This window comes from Clostridium sp. OM05-9 (genome assembly GCF_003481465.1).
GTDB classification, from domain to species: Bacteria; Bacillota; Clostridia; order Lachnospirales; family Lachnospiraceae; genus Coprococcus; species Coprococcus ammoniilyticus.
In genome coordinates, this window is record NZ_QULF01000006.1 from 95641 (window position 1) to 112880 (window position 17240).

The 17240-nt window shown below is 42.2% G+C and carries 15 protein-coding genes and 1 riboswitch; of the genes, 1 reads left to right on the forward strand and 14 read right to left on the reverse strand.

Going from position 1 to position 17240, the window contains the following annotated elements:
• Positions 1–4: 4 nt before the first annotated feature.
• Complete coding sequence (locus DXB77_RS10865) at positions 5–1882, reverse strand: DUF885 domain-containing protein (protein WP_118663411.1); 1878 nt, start codon at positions 1880–1882, stop codon at positions 5–7.
• 346 nt (positions 1883–2228) lie between these two features.
• On the reverse strand, positions 2229–3695 hold the full coding sequence (gene clpX / locus DXB77_RS10870) for an ATP-dependent Clp protease ATP-binding subunit ClpX (protein WP_118484536.1): 1467 nt from the start codon (positions 3693–3695) through the stop codon (positions 2229–2231).
• 318 nt (positions 3696–4013) lie between these two features.
• On the opposite strand from clpX, the gene DXB77_RS10875 reads away from it, so the two are divergent.
• The gene (locus tag DXB77_RS10875; protein WP_008402931.1) at positions 4014–4352 is read left to right on the forward strand and encodes a P-II family nitrogen regulator; all 339 of its coding nucleotides are present in this window, start codon (positions 4014–4016) and stop codon (positions 4350–4352) included.
• A gap of 187 nt (positions 4353–4539) precedes the next feature.
• Here DXB77_RS10875 and proC read toward each other — a convergent pair whose 3' ends face one another.
• The 12 genes from proC to ribD all read right to left on the reverse strand — a co-directional run bounded on the left by proC (position 4540) and on the right by ribD (position 17136).
• Positions 4540–5334 (reverse strand): pyrroline-5-carboxylate reductase, encoded by a 795-nt coding sequence (proC, locus tag DXB77_RS10880; protein ID WP_118663213.1) that lies wholly within the window; start codon positions 5332–5334, stop codon positions 4540–4542.
• 80 nt (positions 5335–5414) lie between these two features.
• Positions 5415–5804 carry a DUF6465 family protein gene (locus tag DXB77_RS10885; RefSeq protein WP_117807390.1) on the reverse strand — a complete coding sequence of 130 codons (390 nt, stop codon included), beginning with the start codon at positions 5802–5804 and terminating at the stop codon, positions 5415–5417.
• Positions 5805–6057: 253 nt separating this feature from the next.
• On the reverse strand, positions 6058–7425 hold the full coding sequence (gene murF / locus DXB77_RS10890) for a UDP-N-acetylmuramoyl-tripeptide--D-alanyl-D-alanine ligase (protein WP_117821912.1): 1368 nt from the start codon (positions 7423–7425) through the stop codon (positions 6058–6060).
• A gap of 142 nt (positions 7426–7567) precedes the next feature.
• Positions 7568–10111 (reverse strand): ATP-dependent DNA helicase, encoded by a 2544-nt coding sequence (locus DXB77_RS10895; protein WP_243100178.1) that lies wholly within the window; start codon positions 10109–10111, stop codon positions 7568–7570.
• 32 nt (positions 10112–10143) lie between these two features.
• Entirely contained in the window at positions 10144–10686 is a 543-nt protein-coding gene (locus tag DXB77_RS10900; protein ID WP_117821914.1) for a DJ-1 family glyoxalase III, read from the reverse strand.
• A 16-nt stretch (positions 10687–10702) separates the two neighbouring features.
• The gene (locus DXB77_RS10905) at positions 10703–11227 is read right to left on the reverse strand and encodes a CYTH domain-containing protein (protein WP_117821915.1); all 525 of its coding nucleotides are present in this window, start codon (positions 11225–11227) and stop codon (positions 10703–10705) included.
• A gap of 24 nt (positions 11228–11251) precedes the next feature.
• A complete protein-coding gene (locus DXB77_RS10910) occupies positions 11252–12064 on the reverse strand; it encodes a DUF1189 domain-containing protein (RefSeq protein ID WP_117821916.1) in 813 nt (270 codons plus the stop codon).
• On the reverse strand, positions 12064–12867 hold the full coding sequence (locus tag DXB77_RS10915) for an HAD family hydrolase (RefSeq protein WP_117821917.1): 804 nt from the start codon (positions 12865–12867) through the stop codon (positions 12064–12066). Before DXB77_RS10915 ends, DXB77_RS10910 begins: the two co-directional genes overlap by 1 nt.
• Positions 12868–12988: 121 nt before the next feature.
• Positions 12989–13450, reverse strand: coding sequence for a 6,7-dimethyl-8-ribityllumazine synthase (gene ribE / locus DXB77_RS10920; RefSeq protein WP_008402941.1), 462 nt, complete (start codon positions 13448–13450; stop codon positions 12989–12991).
• A 100-nt stretch (positions 13451–13550) separates the two neighbouring features.
• A complete protein-coding gene (locus DXB77_RS10925) occupies positions 13551–14747 on the reverse strand; it encodes a bifunctional 3,4-dihydroxy-2-butanone-4-phosphate synthase/GTP cyclohydrolase II (RefSeq protein ID WP_117821918.1) in 1197 nt (398 codons plus the stop codon).
• A 29-nt stretch (positions 14748–14776) separates the two neighbouring features.
• Complete coding sequence (locus DXB77_RS10930) at positions 14777–15433, reverse strand: riboflavin synthase (protein ID WP_118663215.1); 657 nt, start codon at positions 15431–15433, stop codon at positions 14777–14779.
• Positions 15434–15876: 443 nt separating this feature from the next.
• A riboswitch (FMN riboswitch) is annotated at positions 15877–16008 on the reverse strand.
• Between the two features lie 33 nt (positions 16009–16041).
• Positions 16042–17136, reverse strand: coding sequence for a bifunctional diaminohydroxyphosphoribosylaminopyrimidine deaminase/5-amino-6-(5-phosphoribosylamino)uracil reductase RibD (ribD, locus tag DXB77_RS10935; protein ID WP_117821920.1), 1095 nt, complete (start codon positions 17134–17136; stop codon positions 16042–16044).
• Between the last annotated feature and the right edge of the window lie 104 nt (positions 17137–17240).

Here is a 17240-nt window from a genome sequence, read left to right on the forward strand (position 1 = left end):
CCTGTTATATGATCGGCCCCTGCAGCTTCTTATCCACTTGTTCCTTCAGTATATCAAACTGACATGGACCTGTTTCCAGAATAATCGTGTTAAATGTTTTCAGGTCAAAGTCATCTCCCATTTTCTCTTCTGCATAATCCCGCAGTTCTTTCATTTCATAATATCCGGTCGAATAACTCTGATATACTGCCGGATCTCCGACCATTGTCGTGTACAGCTCCTGTGCAGCACTGCCATCCATTCCATTCTTTGTCAGATAATCGGCTGTATCCTGCAACGTCCATCCCTCATAATTGATTCCCAGATCCACTCTTCCCATCATAAGATAACTCATCTCATCATTCAACTGGTAAAGGGCTGCAATGGTGTCTCCATATTCCGGTTCCTCATACTCATAGTAATATAAAGAATCATAACATGCATACATCGCCCAGCCTTCTTTATATCCTAAGAAGTTCATCAAAGTCCGGACCGGCTCTGGATCCGTTGACATATAATAAGCATTTTGCAGCATATGACCCGGATATCCCTCATGTGCCAGTGTCGTCCACATGCCATCCGTATGCAGACCATTCACCCGGATCAGATTATTATCCGGATCATCGATTGCCGGCGCCATATAATAAGCCAGTACATCATCCATGATCGTTTCGAGGTTCTTATCCAGCGCCTCTGCCTTATAGTTTATCGTTCCTGCATCCGGATAATGCTCTGATGCCGTTTCCATCATTTTATCGACCATTTCCGAAGCTGTCATCTGATCGGTTTCCGCAAATATTGAATCATAATTGGCAGCAAAATATTCATATGCCGCCTGATTTCCCAAATAATACTGATATAACGATACCATGAGTTTTTGAAGCTCTGTATCCAGCATATCGATTACCTCTTCCGGCGATTTGGCTGTTCCTGCAAAATTTTTCAGCAGATATTCATAATATTCCTTGCCACCATCATAGTTGCAGATACCACCATCATTGGTTCCGGTTCCCTTCAGACCGGAAAGCACCTCTGCAACATTCTCAAATGCCGGAAGCAGGGAATTCTCAACTGCCTGCTTATTAGCCTCCTTGTATTCTGCCTTTTCCTCATCCGTCAGAAAATCAAGTGCGTCAATATTATCATTAAATGTTGTTACCATAAAATGATTTTCTTTATCTGCAACAAAATCCTTGCACTGACTGATGACTTTATCGCAGACTGCATCACTCATAAAATAACCTTTTTCTGACTTTTCCTGTTCAAAATCCAGATACTCTGCAAAATAATCCGGAATCTGACCAAGCAGTTCAATATAACGTTCCACATCTCCCTTATCATCAAATCGGTAATCTGTGAAATTCGTTGCAATATTGGCCTGAAGTCCACGCATCGGGGAAAACGGCTCATACAGATATACATTATCAAAAATTCCCGCAGACACTTCAAAATACTCATCCAGCACATCATAGGTCAGCTTCTGATCCTCTGTCAGGCAGGAACGGTCAATAGCATCCAGCTTCTTTACCCAGCCTTCAAACTCTTCCTTATCCTGTCCGATCTCCTCTGCTGTCATTCCCGGGTCTCCCAGTGTGACCTCCGGTTCTTCCAGACCGTAATCCGTACCATCCTTGATCGTATAATTATACGTCAACGTGTCGTCCGTAACAACATCCTTAAAATAATCATCCAGATACTGTTCAAATTCCTGCTGCTTCTTCAGCGCATCCTCGGAGAAAGACTCCTGCGCCCTCTCTGTATTTTCAGTTGTATCGTTTTTGTCATTCAGATGTCTGCGCTCTCCCTGTGTCTCCCCACAGGCAGATAATCCAACCGCAAGAGAAATGCAGATAGCTGCAGCCATTACATTTTTACAGGTTCGTAATAATCTCTTTTTAAACATGCCCTGCTCCTTTTCGCTTTTTTTCATAGTATCACAGGATTCTGCGACCATCAAGGACTACCTTGATACAAGACTGCGGTATCAGCATCGGAAGAGTCCCTGATTATCTTTCTGCAATACATCTGTATTTTTCTTTTATCTTACCCAGAGATAACCATTTACATACTGGTGCCGCTGCAATACAACACATTCAAAAATTCCGGTAATGTTCCATTTCTGCTCTGCAATACCATCTCACGATCTAAAAATTATGAGCCAATATAATAAAGGCTTAAAGACCGTATATTTTCTGTATACAATCTTTAAACCTTATTAATTACAGTATTTTTTCTTATTGCATCAATTATTATGATTGTTTTGTCGCACAGGCCTCGATCTGCATCGGCTCTACACCACGAAGCTCGATGATCGGATTGCCCTTGCCATTTACATAATCTCCGGTTATGATCACCCTGCCAATGCTATCATCTCTTGGGATCTGATACATGATATCCAGCATGAATTCCTCAATGATCGCCCGAAGCGCTCTTGCTCCTGTATTCTTTTCAAGTGCTTTTTCTGCGATTGCTTCATATGCAGAATCATCAAACTGAAGGTCTACCTCATCCAGTGCCAGCAGCTTCTTATACTGTTTCAGGATTGCATTCTTCGGTTCCTTTAAGATCTTGATATACATATCCTTATCTAACGCATCCAATGTGAATAAGACAGGCAGTCTTCCAAGAAATTCCGGTATCATACCGAATTCCCTGAGATCCTCGTTGGTCACCTTCTTTAAGATATTCGGATCCTTGTCGTATTTGTCCTTCAGATCTGCGCGGAAACCGATCGAGGACTGTTTATTCAATCTTGCTTTAATGATATCTTCGATTGCCGGGAATGCCCCGCCACAAATAAATAAAATATTCTTTGTATTGACCGTTGTCATAGGAACCATTGCATTCTTGCTTCCGGAACCAACCGGAACCTCAACATCTGCGCCCTCCAACAGCTTTAACAAGCCCTGCTGAACGGATTCTCCACTCACATCACGGCTGTTGCTGTTCTGCTTCTTTGCTATCTTATCGATCTCATCGATAAATACGATTCCCTTTTCTGCTTTTTCAACATCATTATCAGCGGCTGCCAACAGCTTTGACAATACGCTTTCTACGTCATCACCGATATAACCGGCTTCCGTAAGTGTGGTCGCATCTGTGATCGCAAGCGGTACATTCAACAGCTTTGCGATCGTTTTTACAATATAAGTCTTACCACAGCCTGTCGGCCCTACCATCAGCATATTGGATTTCTCAATCTCGATATCATCCATGGAATCTGTCAGTACACGCTTATAATGGTTATATACTGCAACAGACATTACCTTCTTGGCATATTCCTGACCGATCACATATTCATCTAACATTGCTTTGATCTTATGCGGTGCAGGGATCGTTGCAAGTGTCATTTCCTGCTCTTTTTTTCTCGGCTTTGCCGCTTTCTTCTTCACCTTCTGTTTATCCGGTATATCATTCATTCCCATCAGTCTGCTCATATCAATATTTCCCATATTGGAAAGATTGGAGAGATCCAGGAACTGCATTCCACCAAATCCGCCCTGATTCAGATTATCAAAGGTCTTCTGCATACAGTCTGCACAGATATGTATATTGCCCGGCATATCGATCAGCTTTCCGGCAACACTTTCCGGTCTTCTGCAGAGATAGCAATATTTCTCGTATTCATCCTCATGCTTATCTTCTGTTTTATGATCATCAGCCACCGTCTGACTGGTCAGTTCTTTATTTTCATCATCATTTCTATAATCAGACATTTTCATCCTCCATACTTTTGTTTCCTGTCTAAAACAGCTATCTATATTAAATGATATAACTCTGCTACATGATACCACAGATTCCACCCATATGAAAACAGTATTATTTCTGGTAAAACGGTTAAATTTTTCTAAATAATTTTCTTATTGCCACCCCCGATTAATTAAATTAAGTACAGCTACTCTCATTCCTCCCTGTTTTCCTGTTCTTTCTTCAGATAATATACAAAATCTCCCATTCTGTTCCACTTGTAGAAATGAAACCGAGAATATGGTATCATATCTTTAGTTATATATGTATAGAATGGAGGGTTATACATGAAGAAATTATCAATTATTGTCCGTTCTGAAAAACTGGATGATGTAAAAGCCATTCTGGACGAATGCGGATCCACCGGTGCTACTGTATCAAATATTATGGGATATGGTAATCAGAAGGGTTATAAAACAACATACCGTGGAAGTGAATATGTGGTCAACCTGATTCCGAAGATCAAGATTGAAACCATCGTCAAGGATGATGTTGCCGATAACATCATCTTTAAGGTATGTGAAAAGATATCAACCGGAAAAGTCGGTGACGGCAAGATCTTCGTCTATGATGTTGCCGATGTCATCCGTATCCGTACCGGCGAACACGGTGACACCGCCTTATAACATCTACCTGTCATACAAATAAATCCGCTGTGCTATACCACACCTGTTATTACGCAAAACACTTTCGTTCTAGTCCTCGTGCAGCGGTACATAAAGCTGCAAAAGACGCAACTTAAGTACCGGCCTCGGACAAGGTTTGCTTCATAACAGTGTGGCATAGTACAACGGATTTGTTTGTAGTCAATTATTATAACCCGCGGGCTTTACGGACACAGGCTTTCATTGCTTCAATCACGGAGGAACGGAAGCCTTTTTCTTCTAAGACGCGGACAGCTTCCATCGTTGTTCCGCCAGGTGAGCAGACCTGATCCTTTAATTCACCCGGATGTTTTCCCGTTTCAAGTACCATCTTTGCACTTCCAAGCACGGACTGTGCTGCAAATTTATATGCCTGTGCTCTTGGCATACCATCTGCCACCGCTCCATCTGCCATAGCTTCGATCAATATATAAATATATGCCGGAGAACTTCCGCTGACCGATACACATACATCCATCAGATTTTCCGGTATTGTCTCTACTTCACCAAAGCTTCCAAGGATCCGAAGAACTGTTGCATAATCTTCATCGGTAACATATTCATTCCGACATGCTCCTGTCATACCCTCACCAACCAGTGCCGGTGTATTTGGCATTGTCCGGACAAGCCTCACACCTCCTCCAAACTGTTCCTGTAACCAGTCTAATGTTTTTCCCGGTGCTATACTGATCACAATCTGCTCTTTACGGACTACGTCCTTTATCTGAGCGATCACCTCCGGATAATACTGTGGTTTTACCGCCAGAACCAGAATATCACTGTTTTCTGTTACCTCCAGATTATCGGTTGATACCTTTACTCCAAGCTCTTTCTGAACTCTGTCAAGTGTCGCTTTCGTCTTTGCAGATGCTATGATATTCTCTGCATCTATGATCTGTTTTCTGATAATTCCCTTTATGATCGCTGTTGCCATATTGCCACAGCCAATAAAACCAATCTTCATATTTCACTTCTTCCTTTCTAATTATACAGAAAAAGCAGCATTCTTATGTTAAGAACGCTGCCCTTCCAACTATTTATAGATTAAAGACTGTAAGAACCTGATTCTCCATCAGCTGTATAGTATACCATACCTGTTTCTGGCTGGTAATATACGTTCAATTCCTTAACTGCCTTATTGCCAAGTGCTTCTTTTGCTTTTGCTACAATGTCAGAAACATTGATCTGTCCATTGTTATATTCAACAAAAACTGTCTCTGTTGTCTTAGCTGCTGGCTTCTTTGCTGCCGGCTTTTTAGCTGCTGGCTTTTTCTCTTCTTTTACTTCTGCCTTTACTGGCTCAGCCTTTACTGCTGCTTTTACTTCTTTAGCAGCTTCAGCTTTCTTTACAGCTTCAGCTTTAGCAACAACGCTTTCTACTGTTGCCTTTTTTGCAACAACCTTTTTTGCATCTTCAGTCTTCTTAGTAGCCATGATTAACACCCTCCGTTTTAAAACTAATTTCTATCACTTTACTTATGTAACAATTCATGTATGTATTCTTTATTCAAGCTAGAATTGATATTACTCCATTTTCCTTTTTTTTTCAATACAAGTACTGTTTTTTCTCCGTTTTGTACCACAGAGTGTTTTTTTTCATGAAAATCAAAGTCATTTTAGACAAACAAAACTACCAAATTTTATGAAATTTGGTAGTTTATATGGTTGTTTTGTATAATTTGCATAATTAATTCGTAAGAATTTTGACAATTTCGTCCATTTTCATGCCGTGTGATCCCTTGATCAAAACAACATCCTCTGGTCTCATAATAGCCATCAGATAAAGTGCCACTTCTTCATTATCCATAAATGAAAATGTTTTTGCATACTTTGTGTCGCAGACATCCAGTGCCTTTTTAATCTCCAAAGCTTCCTTTCCGATTACCACAACCTCATCGATCTTCTTGTCCCGCAGGTATTCTCCGATCTGATAGTGATAGCTGGCACTGTCAGCTCCCAGCTCAAACATATCTCCCAGTACTGCGATCTTTTTTCCCTCGCAGTCCATATCACAAAGCACATCAATGCTTGCCTTCATGGAATCCGGGCTTGCATTATAGGTATCATCGAGGATCGTATATCGATTCTCCATATGGATGAGTCTCTGTCTCTGTCCTTCAAAATGTTCAAAGGCTTTTGCTGAAATTGTTATCGGAATTCCCATCTGATATGCAACTGCAATACCTGCCAGTGCATTTCTCACGTTATGTTTTCCGAGGATATCCATGGTAACATGAACGGTCTCACCATTATGAGTACAATCAAATTCCATGCCCTGCTCTCCACATTTTACATTGGATCCCTGAAAATCACAAATTTCATCTATACCAAAAGTAAGTGTCCGACATGGCATATCCGCTTTTATCTCACGCAGTAATGGATCATCTCCATTTAACAGCAACAGGCCGTCCTTATTCATATGATTGATAATAGACAGCTTCTCTTTTCTGATATTCTCCTGGGTTTTCATAAATTCAATATGTGCAACACCGATAATCGTCACCACACAGATCGATGGCTTTACAATCTCAGACAATATCTCCATCTGACCAGGTTCACTGATCCCCATCTCGATCACCGCAGCATCATATCCATCTGTCATTCTGGAAAGTGTCATCGGTACACCGATCTGTGAATTTTCATTTCCATTTGTCTGAAAACAGCGTTTTGCTGTGCTGACAGCCGCTGCAATCATCTCTCTGGTCGTTGTCTTTCCTACACTTCCTGTCACTCCAATATACGGAATATCATACCGGTCACGGATATCCATTCCAATTGCCTGAAGTGCTTTCATCGTGTCATCAACACGGATAAACGGCTTCTCTGAAATAACAACATTATCATGCTCCGATGTCAGAGTTGCAGACGCTTTCTCCATAGCGGATTCAATAAAACGATGTCCATCAACTTTATTACCCAACAGAGGAATAAACAAATCTCCCGGCTGTGCTTTTCTGGAATCAATACACAGGCCTGTGATCGGTGTATCTTCATCGCCGCAAAGCAGGAAACCTCCTGTTGCTTTCACAATATCTTTTACTGTAATATTTTTCATTTTTCCCCTATCTGCCTTTCCAGAACAGTTTCATAATTTTATATAAAAGCATGCACTGCATGCAGGCTGTAAAAAATGCCTGCGTCCATTCTATCACATGTATATGCGAATTTCCAGTATTCTTGTATATATATTCCCGTTTTCAGGAAAGATTAAGATTCGACCAGAACTGTTCTATGCTCTGCGAAATCTGATCAAAATTTCCAAAGACCGCATCCTGCCACTCCACCGGAAATAACGAATTATATTCCCCGGTTCCAAATCGTTCATCTAGCAACAGGATCACTCCGGCATCCGCTTCTGTCCGGATCACGCGTCCGGCTGACTGAAATACTTTATTAATGCCCGGATACAGGTATGCATATTTAAAACCATCAACCGATGAGCCAGCATATGCCTCCATACTCTTTCTGGCATTAAAATAGTCCATCATGATCTTTCTCTCATTGCACACCTGCGGAAGTCCCGGACCTACTACAACCGATCCGATCAGCCGTTCTCCGGTCAGATCAATCCCCTCAGAGAAGATCCCGCCCATGATACAAAAGGCAACCACATTTCTTTTCGCTGAAAAATGATCCAAAAATGCTTCCCGGTCTGCCTCCTTCATGTTCTGTTCCTGACAGAGCAGTTCCATGCCAGAACAATCACCCTCTATCATCTGCTCATAGACCTCCTGAAGCATCTTATAGGATGGCAGAAACACCATATAATTTCCGGAATGTGCGTTAAACAACTGCCTGATATATTCAGCCACGCGCTTATACTCCTTTACAGACCGTCTGGTATATTTCGTAGATACATCCACACCAACCATGATCTGTCGTTTCTCCGGATCAAACGGAGAAGGAATATAGATAGCCTGATCGGTCACCGTATCGGACAGCATCTCCATGTAATATTTTACCGGCAGGATCGTTGCCGAAAAGAAAACAGTCGATACACCCTTATCCAGGCAAAGCTTCAGATTATTCGCCGGATGGACGCAATATAACCGAACCATAAATCTGCCATCCGACTTAAGCTCATCATAGATCACATAGCTGTCATCGATCAGATCCGCAATATTTAAAAATGTCGTAAGTGCAAAATAAAACTCCAGTATCTCCTTACGTTCCGGGATCTGTTTGTAATCTTCTAAAAAAGCCTCCATCGTCGTATGAAGATGCAGCAGCTTCAGATATAGAACCCCAATATCATTTAAAATCTGATATCCATGCTCCGGACATTTTTTCTTCAATTCCAGGAGCTCCCGGTTGCAGGATTCCAGACTCCGTGCCAGTTTTTTGCTGTACGGCATTACCAGCCTCTTTACAGCAAGGAAATCTTCTTTATACAGCGTGGCACTGTACATGGACGATGCCCGGTCCACCAGATTGTGTGCTTCATCTACCAGAAATACATACCGTCCTGTATCATATGCTGTCTGTGAAAAGAACCGCTTCAGATTCACTCTCGGATCAAACACATAGTTATAATCTCCAATAATAGCATCTGCAAACAGGCTTGCATCCAGTCCCAGCTCAAAAGGACAGACCTGATACCTTTCCGCATAAGCCCGGATGATCTCCCGATCCATTTTTTCCTCCTGAGTGATCAATTCAAATAATGCATCATTAACCCGGTCAAAATGTCCTTTCGCATAAGGGCAGTGCTCTGCATCACATTCCATCGTCTCATTCAGACATATCTTCTCTTTGGCAGTCAACATAACGGAAGAAAACTTCACTCCACGTTCCCGCAGCAATGTAAGTGCCTGATCCGGCACGGTTCCGGCGATCGTCTTTGCGGTCAGATAAAAGATTTTCGATACCAGCCCGGTTGCAAATGCCTTAACGGAAGGAAACATCGCTGCCATCGTTTTCCCGATTCCGGTTGGAGCCTGCACAAACAATCTGCGCTCCCCTTCAATCGCCTTATACACACAGGCAGCCATCTGCTTTTGTCCTTTCCGATATTCATATGGAAATTCCAATTCTGTAATTGACGCATCTCTGCTTCTTGCATGTGATACAGCATGATCAACCCATTTCATCATCTCATCCACTGTATCATGAAACCATTTCTCAAGAAATGAACAAGAAAACACATAAAAAAAATGTTTTACTTCTTCACTTTCCAGATTCACATATGTGATCTGTACATTGATCCGATCCAAAGACTGCTCTTTTGCATAAATATAGGCATAGCACATTGCCTGTGCTACATGAACTGTTTCCGGCACTTCGATATCAGCAAGTTTTCTGTATACACCTTTGATCTCGTCGATCGTAACATCCGCAGGCTCATTCATTTCCTGCATCTGACCGATTGTTCCGGCAGAATTTTGTTCCATGAAGTCTTCACCGACTTCCAGATCCAGACTCTCCGTTTTTTTGAGCAGCAGCCGGCTCCAATATCTACCCTCTACCCGAATCACCTGCCGCTCAATTTCCTTCTTCTTCCTGCTTCGGTTCTTTTCACCTCTCAGATCTATGATCCCATCTGCTCTGCCCTCTACCGTAACATCCAGATCATGAATTCCTTTCTTCATCGTGATCTTTAAAGGAACTTCTGCATCATAATAAGACCCTGCCATTTTCTGAAGCTTCCGATGCATCTTACTTCCTGCATTCATTGCTTCCTTTGACAGAGTCCCATTACTGCTGCTTGTAATATCGCCGCATCTGTATATAAATTCTACCATATGCCTGACCGAAACTTTAAATTCCATAATTCTTATTTGTAAACAATAGCTGCTGCCAGCTTCTCTGATGTATCCTGATCTGTCAGGATCTCAACCAGCTTCAGACCAAAATCAATAGCTGTTCCCATACCTCGGCTTGTAATTACCTTACCGTCTGTTACTACACTGTCATATAATACTTCCGCACAATGAAGTCCCGCCTCCATTCCCGGATAGCAGGTAGCCTTCTTATCCTTTAAGATGCCAAATGCTCCAAAAGCAGTAGGTGCTGCACAGATTGCTGCAACATATCTTCCTGCTTCATACTGTCCGCATACAAGATTCCTTACCTTCTCATTTGCGATCAGATTCGTCACACCGGGCATACCACCCGGAAGTACGATCATATCTGCATCATCTGCAAGTTCACTGATTTTCTCATCCATCTTTACTGTGATTCCATGTGAACCTGTAACCGTATCCTGATCGTCTGCTGCCACCATAAGGCAGTCAACCTTTGCACGTCTTAACAGATCTACAACGGTCAATGCTTCTACTTCTTCATATCCTGTTTCAAATAACATTCTGACTTTCATGCTTCTGCCTCCATTCTTAATGTCCGAAAACTCTTGCCATAAATGCAAGTCTCTGTTCTTCATTCATACTGCTTAATGCGCTGTTATGATACGCTCCATCCATAGATACATCTCTGGTAAACCAAGCCGGTGCTGCGAAATTATCTGCATCTTCCTTTGTCTCAAATTCGACTTCTGCATAGATCAGCCCCTGATACAGCCCCTCAAAGACATCCAGTTCAATCTTAAGTCCTGCATCTTTTTCCTTATCGCCGGTTGTTCCCTCTGTATCCGTAAGCGGGATGATATACCGACGTTTCGTCACCAGATTTCCATCAACCTTACCAAGCAACCGTTTATAATCCGTCTCATTCATCGGAAGCTCGAATTCCTGTCGTTCCAGTAATCCGCTTGACTTTACTGTAAGAATATATTGTTCATCTGCCTTTCGGATACGGATGACGGGGCTGGTCGAGATATACCCCTGCTCCAGTTTCTTATATGGATACGCTTCCAGTGAAAACGGTATCTCTTTTATCAGATATTTTCTTTCGATCTCCATAAAAGCCTCCTTTTATATCGCCCTTTATAACCAATCCTCCGGTGGTGCTGTTGTTCCCACATGACTTGCGATACCTCTGTTTATCATGGAAAATGCCAGGATCAGAGTGATCACAAACATGATCGATGATGGAATCAGGAAGTCCAGACAGGTATTCACGGATGTCAACAGCATCGGTAAAGTCAGTCCGTAAAGACATACCCGGAATACATTTCCATAGGACAGCCCTGTATGAAGACCTTTCGCAAGTGTCCGTGCAACGATCGAAAATACAAGTGCAAGGAAGATCATCTTTATTACACTTCCGAACATCATTACAATGTACATAATGACAATAGCCACATAGAACGCCGGCACTGCGGATGCAAGCTGATCATTGTTAAACCCATCATAGAATAATTTGTCGAGATCCATCGTTGAATATTCATACGTCTGTCCGCCGTTTATCATTCCCATAACTACATTCTCTTTGCCAAATGCAATATACACGCCATTTGTCTTGATATCATCAAGTGTAATTCTGTCATAATCCGTATTCATATATATCGTTGCATTTCCAATATCCAGTGACATCTCTGATTCTGCCGTAAGCTTACCATCCTCGATCACAAACTGCGGAACCTTATTCGTGATCAGGTTATTTAACCCTCCCACATGCATGATAAAGGTAATGACACCGATTCCAAACTCGATAAAGGTCAGGATAAAAGCAATCAGAATCATAAATCCTGCCGTCTTGCTCGCTTTTAACTTCGTCAGATGCTTATAATTTTTCGGGCTGGATACTGCGATGGCTAACTGATCGACCATCGTTACTTTTGAATATTCTTCGTCCATTAGATAATCTCCATTTTTTTCATAGCTTTATAGATTCCGTCTTCTCTGACATCATCCGCTACAAGACGGACTTTCTTCTTCAGATACTCCGGACCTTTTTTCATTATAATACTATTTGGCACATATGCCAACATCGGTTCATCATTACTTCCGTCTCCAAACGCATAGGCATTTTCTAATGGCAGGTCAAAATAATCAAGCAGATACCGGATACCGGTTGCCTTCGTATATCCCTTTGGTACGACCTCACAAAAATTTCCCTCTCTCTGGATATACATATAATCTTTTTCCAGATATGTCTTAAACTCTTCCAGATACGGAGTGTCAGCATCATACCATGCACAAAATTTATCAAAGATATGATCATTTGCCGGATCATCATTCTCCATATAGGTGCTGGTCGCTTTAAAATAACTGATCAGTTCTTTTAAATGCTCATTATCGGAAAAAGCAGAGCTGGTAAATACCTTGTCCGCGTGTTCAAATACGGCATCCATTCTATATTCCTTACATTTCTGAACAACGCCTGCACAGACCACATATGGTGTATCATGATGAAACAATGTCTCTCCATTATAAACAATATGCGTTCCACAGCCGCAGACAAAGCCATCAAAGCCTGCGCTTCTGATCTCTTCTGTCACATTGCAGAATACTCTTCCCGTATTGATAAATGCCAGGTGCCCGTTCTCTCTTGCCTTTTGTATTGCCTCTTTTGCACTGTCCGGAAAATACCGTTTTCCATCATCCGTGATCAGAGTTCCGTCGATATCAAAAAAGAGAATCTTTCTTGTCTTATTCATATCTATTTCCTCCGTTTATTATCGCATAAGAACAAAAACGCTCCACGCAGTATGAATACATTCAGGGTTCTATGACCTTTGCATCATAAAACCCTGAACCTTCGTTTATACTATGCAATTTTTATAACTGCTTCATCAGGTCAATCATCTCAAGTGCGCCCATTGCACAATCGTAACCCTTGTTACCTGCCTTTGTTCCGGCACGCTCGATTGCCTGCTCAATATTCTCTGTTGTTACAACACCGAACATAACAGGAATACCGGATTCAAGTGAAACAGATGCGATTCCCTTGGATACTTCATTACATACATAATCATAATGACTGGTTGCTCCACGGATAACTGCTCCAAGGCAGATCACTGCATCATATTTTCCTGACATCGCCATCTTCTTGGCTACAACCGGAATCTCAAATGCTCCCGGGACCCATGCAACAGATATGTCATCCGGATTTACGCTGTGACGTAATAATGCATCCTCTGCACCGCTTACCAGTTTTGATACGATAAATTCATTAAATCTTGCTGCTACAATACCGATCTTGGCACCATTTGCTACGATCATTCCTTCAATCTTCTTCATTTTATTATCCTCCTGTTATTGATTCGATCTCAATATTTACAATTGCTTATTCTCTGTTACCACTAAATCATTATGCATATAATTCCCAGTCCATATGGCTTTACAGATCAAGTATATGACCCATCTTTTCTTTCTTTGTCTTCAGATAAAATGCATCAAATTTGCCCGGCTGCATCTGGATCGGTACTCGTTCCACAATCTCAAGATTGTATCCTGACAAACCATATACCTTTAATGGATTGTTCGTAAGCAGTCTCATCTTTCTGACACCAAGGTCTACTAAGATCTGTGTTCCAATCGTGTAATCTCTTGCATCTTCAGGGAAGCCAAGCTTCAGATTTGCCTCTACGGTATCTAAACCCTGATCCTGTAACTGATATGCTTTGATCTTATTGATCAGACCGATCCCACGTCCTTCCTGTCTCATGTACAGAAGCACGCCTCTGCCTTCCTTTGCGATCATCTTCATTGCTGCATCATACTGCTGGCCACAGTCACAACGGGCTGAACCAAGTGCATCTCCGGTCAGACATTCGGAATGAACTCTGCATAATACCGGCTCGCCATCCGTGATATCACCCTTTACCAGTGCCACATGATGCTCGCCATTTAATTTATTGATATATCCATAGATCGTGAACTCCCCATATCTGGTTGGCATCTTTGCCTTTGCTACACATTCTACAAATACTTCATGTTCCTTACGATACTGAACTAACTTTTCGATCGTGGAGATCTTCAGGTTATGCTCCTTGGCAAATGCAAGCAGATCATCTTTTCTTGCCATTGTACCATCATCCTTCATGATCTCACAGCACAGACCACATGGCTTCAAGCCTGCAAGTCTGCACAGATCAACCGTTGCCTCTGTATGTCCGCCTCGTTCAATCACCCCGCCCGGAACAGCGCGTAATGGGAACATATGACCCGGTCTGCGGAAATCCTCCGGCTTTGCAGCTTCTTCTACGAACTTTCTGGCTGTAATGCCACGCTCATACGCTGAGATTCCGGTTGTAGTGCTTACATGATCAACAGAAACTGTAAATGCAGTACAATGATTATCTGTATTTGTGATGCACATCTGCGGAAGATTTAATTTCTCCACATAAGAATCATCCATCGGCATACAGATCAGACCTCTTGCATATTTTGCCATAAAGTTCACATTCTCCGTGGTCGCGAATTCAGATGCGCAAATGACATCTCCTTCGTTCTCTCTGTCTTCGTTATCGAGCATAACGACCACCTTACCGGCTGCCAGATCTACTAATACTTCTTCTATACTGTTTAATTCCATCTGTCTTTACCTCCATAGGAACATTTATTTTATAAGAATCCATTTTCTGCCAGAAAATTCATATCTACTTTTTTCCCTGCATCCGGTTCTTCTTTGTCTTTAAAATGGAGCAGTTTATCTACATATTTGCCAATCACATCGTTTTCCAGATTGACCACTGCTCCGGTCTGCCTGCGGATCAGCGTTGTCTCCTCCGCCGTATGTGGGATGATCGAAACCTTGAAGCAGCGATCATCGACATAAGCAACCGTCAGGCTGATTCCATCGATCGTAATCGATCCCTTCTCGATGATATACTTTAATAGCTTTTTATCACATGTTATTGTCACCCAGATTGCATTTTCTTCTCTAGTGTACTCTGTGATCACCCCGGTTCCGTCGATATGTCCGGATACGATATGTCCACCAAATCTTCCATCTGCCGCCATCGCCCGTTCCAGATTTACCCTGCTGCCGGAGCTTAAGGTTCCGAGATTGCTTCTTCTTATCGTCTCTGCCATCACATCTGCCGTAAACAAATGCCCCGACATTCCTGTGATCGTCAGGCATACCCCATTGACAGCTATGCTGTCACCGATCTCGCTTCCCTGCAGAACCTTATCTGCCTCTACGGTCAGGCGACAGGATGATGTGCCTTTTTCTATCTTCTTAATCGTGCCTGTCTCTTCCACAATGCCTGTGAACATGACTGCCTCCTTTTCGGGGACGTTTTTTTGCAAACAGTCATTTCGTCACCCCATTGACTCTTGTTCCGTAAAACGCTTGCGCTCTATTTTCATGTAACGGTACTAAACTCACTGCCCTTTGCAGTTCGTTAAGGACCGACATGAAAAAAGGTTTACTACACAAGATCAATGGAGTAACAAACTGACTATTTACAAAAAAACTGTCAACCTAATTAATTAACAACTTACTCGCTGAATTACTTCTTTTAACATGTTAAGTTCCTATATAACTTAACATAAAAAAAGCCAGAGAACTATGTCTCCGGCGGGTTGTTTGTTATGAAATGTTGTCGCAGATTTCTTTAATATTTTTTCATACAACAGCATATTGTAAAACATTCAACTACACATTCCATCATGTCCGTATTCATGTTTTAATTTCAATTTGCTATTGAAATTCTCTCTGCATTCTTCTTTCATCCAGACTTTACTGTCGGCTTTGGATTCTCACCAAATCATGCCTTACGGCTCGCGGGCTCACATAGATTACTATGTATACCGCCGGTGGGGAAATGAGCCCCGCCCTGAAGACTTCAACATGGTTATATTGGCACAGTTTGTTATGTTTGTCAAGCTGTTATCTGAAAATACTGAAGCATAATATCTGCTCCAAACCTCTGAATGGAACCAAGCTCAAACGGATAGGATTCTGCCGGTGATTCTACTCCCACACCACCGACCGGCGTATAGCCTGCACTTCCACCAAAAATCTTCGGTGCTATATAGACATCGACCTCTTTTACAATGCCTGCTTTTAATGCACTTTCATTTAAAGTGCCTCCACCTTCAAGCAGAATTCCGTCTATATTTCTTGCTCCGAGCTGTTTCATCAGTTCCTGCAGATCCACATGACCATCCACACTCTCCGTCTCGATGATCTCAACACCTGCCCCGATCAGCTTCTGCTTCTTATCTGCCTGATCCTCTGACTGTATGGTTGCAAGAATCGTCGGTACTTTCGATGCTGTTCTAACGATCTGGGAATCCATTGAAATCCGAAGTCTGCTGTCGCAGATAATTCGAACCGGATTTCTTCCTCCCTCTATCCTGCAGGTAAGCGACGGATCATCTTTTATCACCGTCTCGCTTCCGACCATGATACCTGTAAGTGCATTTCTCTGCTCCATTACATGGGCTCTTGCTTCTTCGCCGGTGATCCATTTACTCTTTCCACTGTATGTTGCAATCTTCCCATCCATAGTCATTGCATATTTCATTACGACATATGGTGTCTTATTTACAATATAATGGAAAAATACCGGATTCAGGCTGTCACATTCTTCTTTTAATACATGTGTGATAACTTCAATTCCTGCATCCCGTAGTATCTGATATCCCTTTCCAGATACAAGCGCATTCGGGTCATCTGATCCGACATAGACTCTGCTGATCTTATGCTCGATGATCGCATTCACGCACGGAGGCTGTTTGCCATAGTGGCAGCAGGGCTCCAGCGTCACATACATTTCCGCGCCCGCTGCGTCCTCTGTCAGATGTGCAAATGCATCCCTCTCCGCATGAAGCTCTCCGTATCTTCTGTGATATCCCTCACCAATAATCCGCCCATTCTTTACGATCACTGCTCCAACCAGCGGATTCGGATTTACCGCTCCGATTCCTTTTTTTGCCAATTCAATGGCTCTCCTCATATATGTTTCCTGCATACTGTCTAACCTCGTATTTCCTATCTGACAATTATCTGTTTCTTATATACTTCCTGTATATTTCTTGACAAATCCGTTTTACACTATTTATAATTTTACTATCT

Bases quoted from the DNA above. Each gene is read 5' to 3' on its own strand.
- DXB77_RS10865 (WP_118663411.1), bottom strand. From the start codon at position 1,882: ATGTTTAAAAAGAGATTATTACGAACCTGTAAAAATGTAATGGCTGCA.
- clpX (WP_118484536.1), bottom strand. From the start codon at position 3,695: ATGTCTGATTATAGAAATGATGATGAAAATAAAGAACTGACCAGTCAG.
- DXB77_RS10875 (WP_008402931.1), top strand. From the start codon at position 4,014: ATGAAGAAATTATCAATTATTGTCCGTTCTGAAAAACTGGATGATGTA.
- proC (WP_118663213.1), bottom strand. From the start codon at position 5,334: ATGAAGATTGGTTTTATTGGCTGTGGCAATATGGCAACAGCGATCATA.
- DXB77_RS10885 (WP_117807390.1), bottom strand. From the start codon at position 5,804: ATGGCTACTAAGAAGACTGAAGATGCAAAAAAGGTTGTTGCAAAAAAG.
- murF (WP_117821912.1), bottom strand. From the start codon at position 7,425: ATGAAAAATATTACAGTAAAAGATATTGTGAAAGCAACAGGAGGTTTC.
- DXB77_RS10895 (WP_243100178.1), bottom strand. From the start codon at position 10,111: ATGGTAGAATTTATATACAGATGCGGCGATATTACAAGCAGCAGTAAT.
- DXB77_RS10900 (WP_117821914.1), bottom strand. From the start codon at position 10,686: ATGAAAGTCAGAATGTTATTTGAAACAGGATATGAAGAAGTAGAAGCA.
- DXB77_RS10905 (WP_117821915.1), bottom strand. From the start codon at position 11,227: ATGGAGATCGAAAGAAAATATCTGATAAAAGAGATACCGTTTTCACTG.
- DXB77_RS10910 (WP_117821916.1), bottom strand. From the start codon at position 12,064: ATGGACGAAGAATATTCAAAAGTAACGATGGTCGATCAGTTAGCCATC.
- DXB77_RS10915 (WP_117821917.1), bottom strand. From the start codon at position 12,867: ATGAATAAGACAAGAAAGATTCTCTTTTTTGATATCGACGGAACTCTG.
- ribE (WP_008402941.1), bottom strand. From the start codon at position 13,450: ATGAAGAAGATTGAAGGAATGATCGTAGCAAATGGTGCCAAGATCGGT.
- DXB77_RS10925 (WP_117821918.1), bottom strand. From the start codon at position 14,747: ATGGAATTAAACAGTATAGAAGAAGTATTAGTAGATCTGGCAGCCGGT.
- DXB77_RS10930 (WP_118663215.1), bottom strand. From the start codon at position 15,433: ATGTTCACAGGCATTGTGGAAGAGACAGGCACGATTAAGAAGATAGAA.
- ribD (WP_117821920.1), bottom strand. From the start codon at position 17,136: ATGCAGGAAACATATATGAGGAGAGCCATTGAATTGGCAAAAAAAGGA.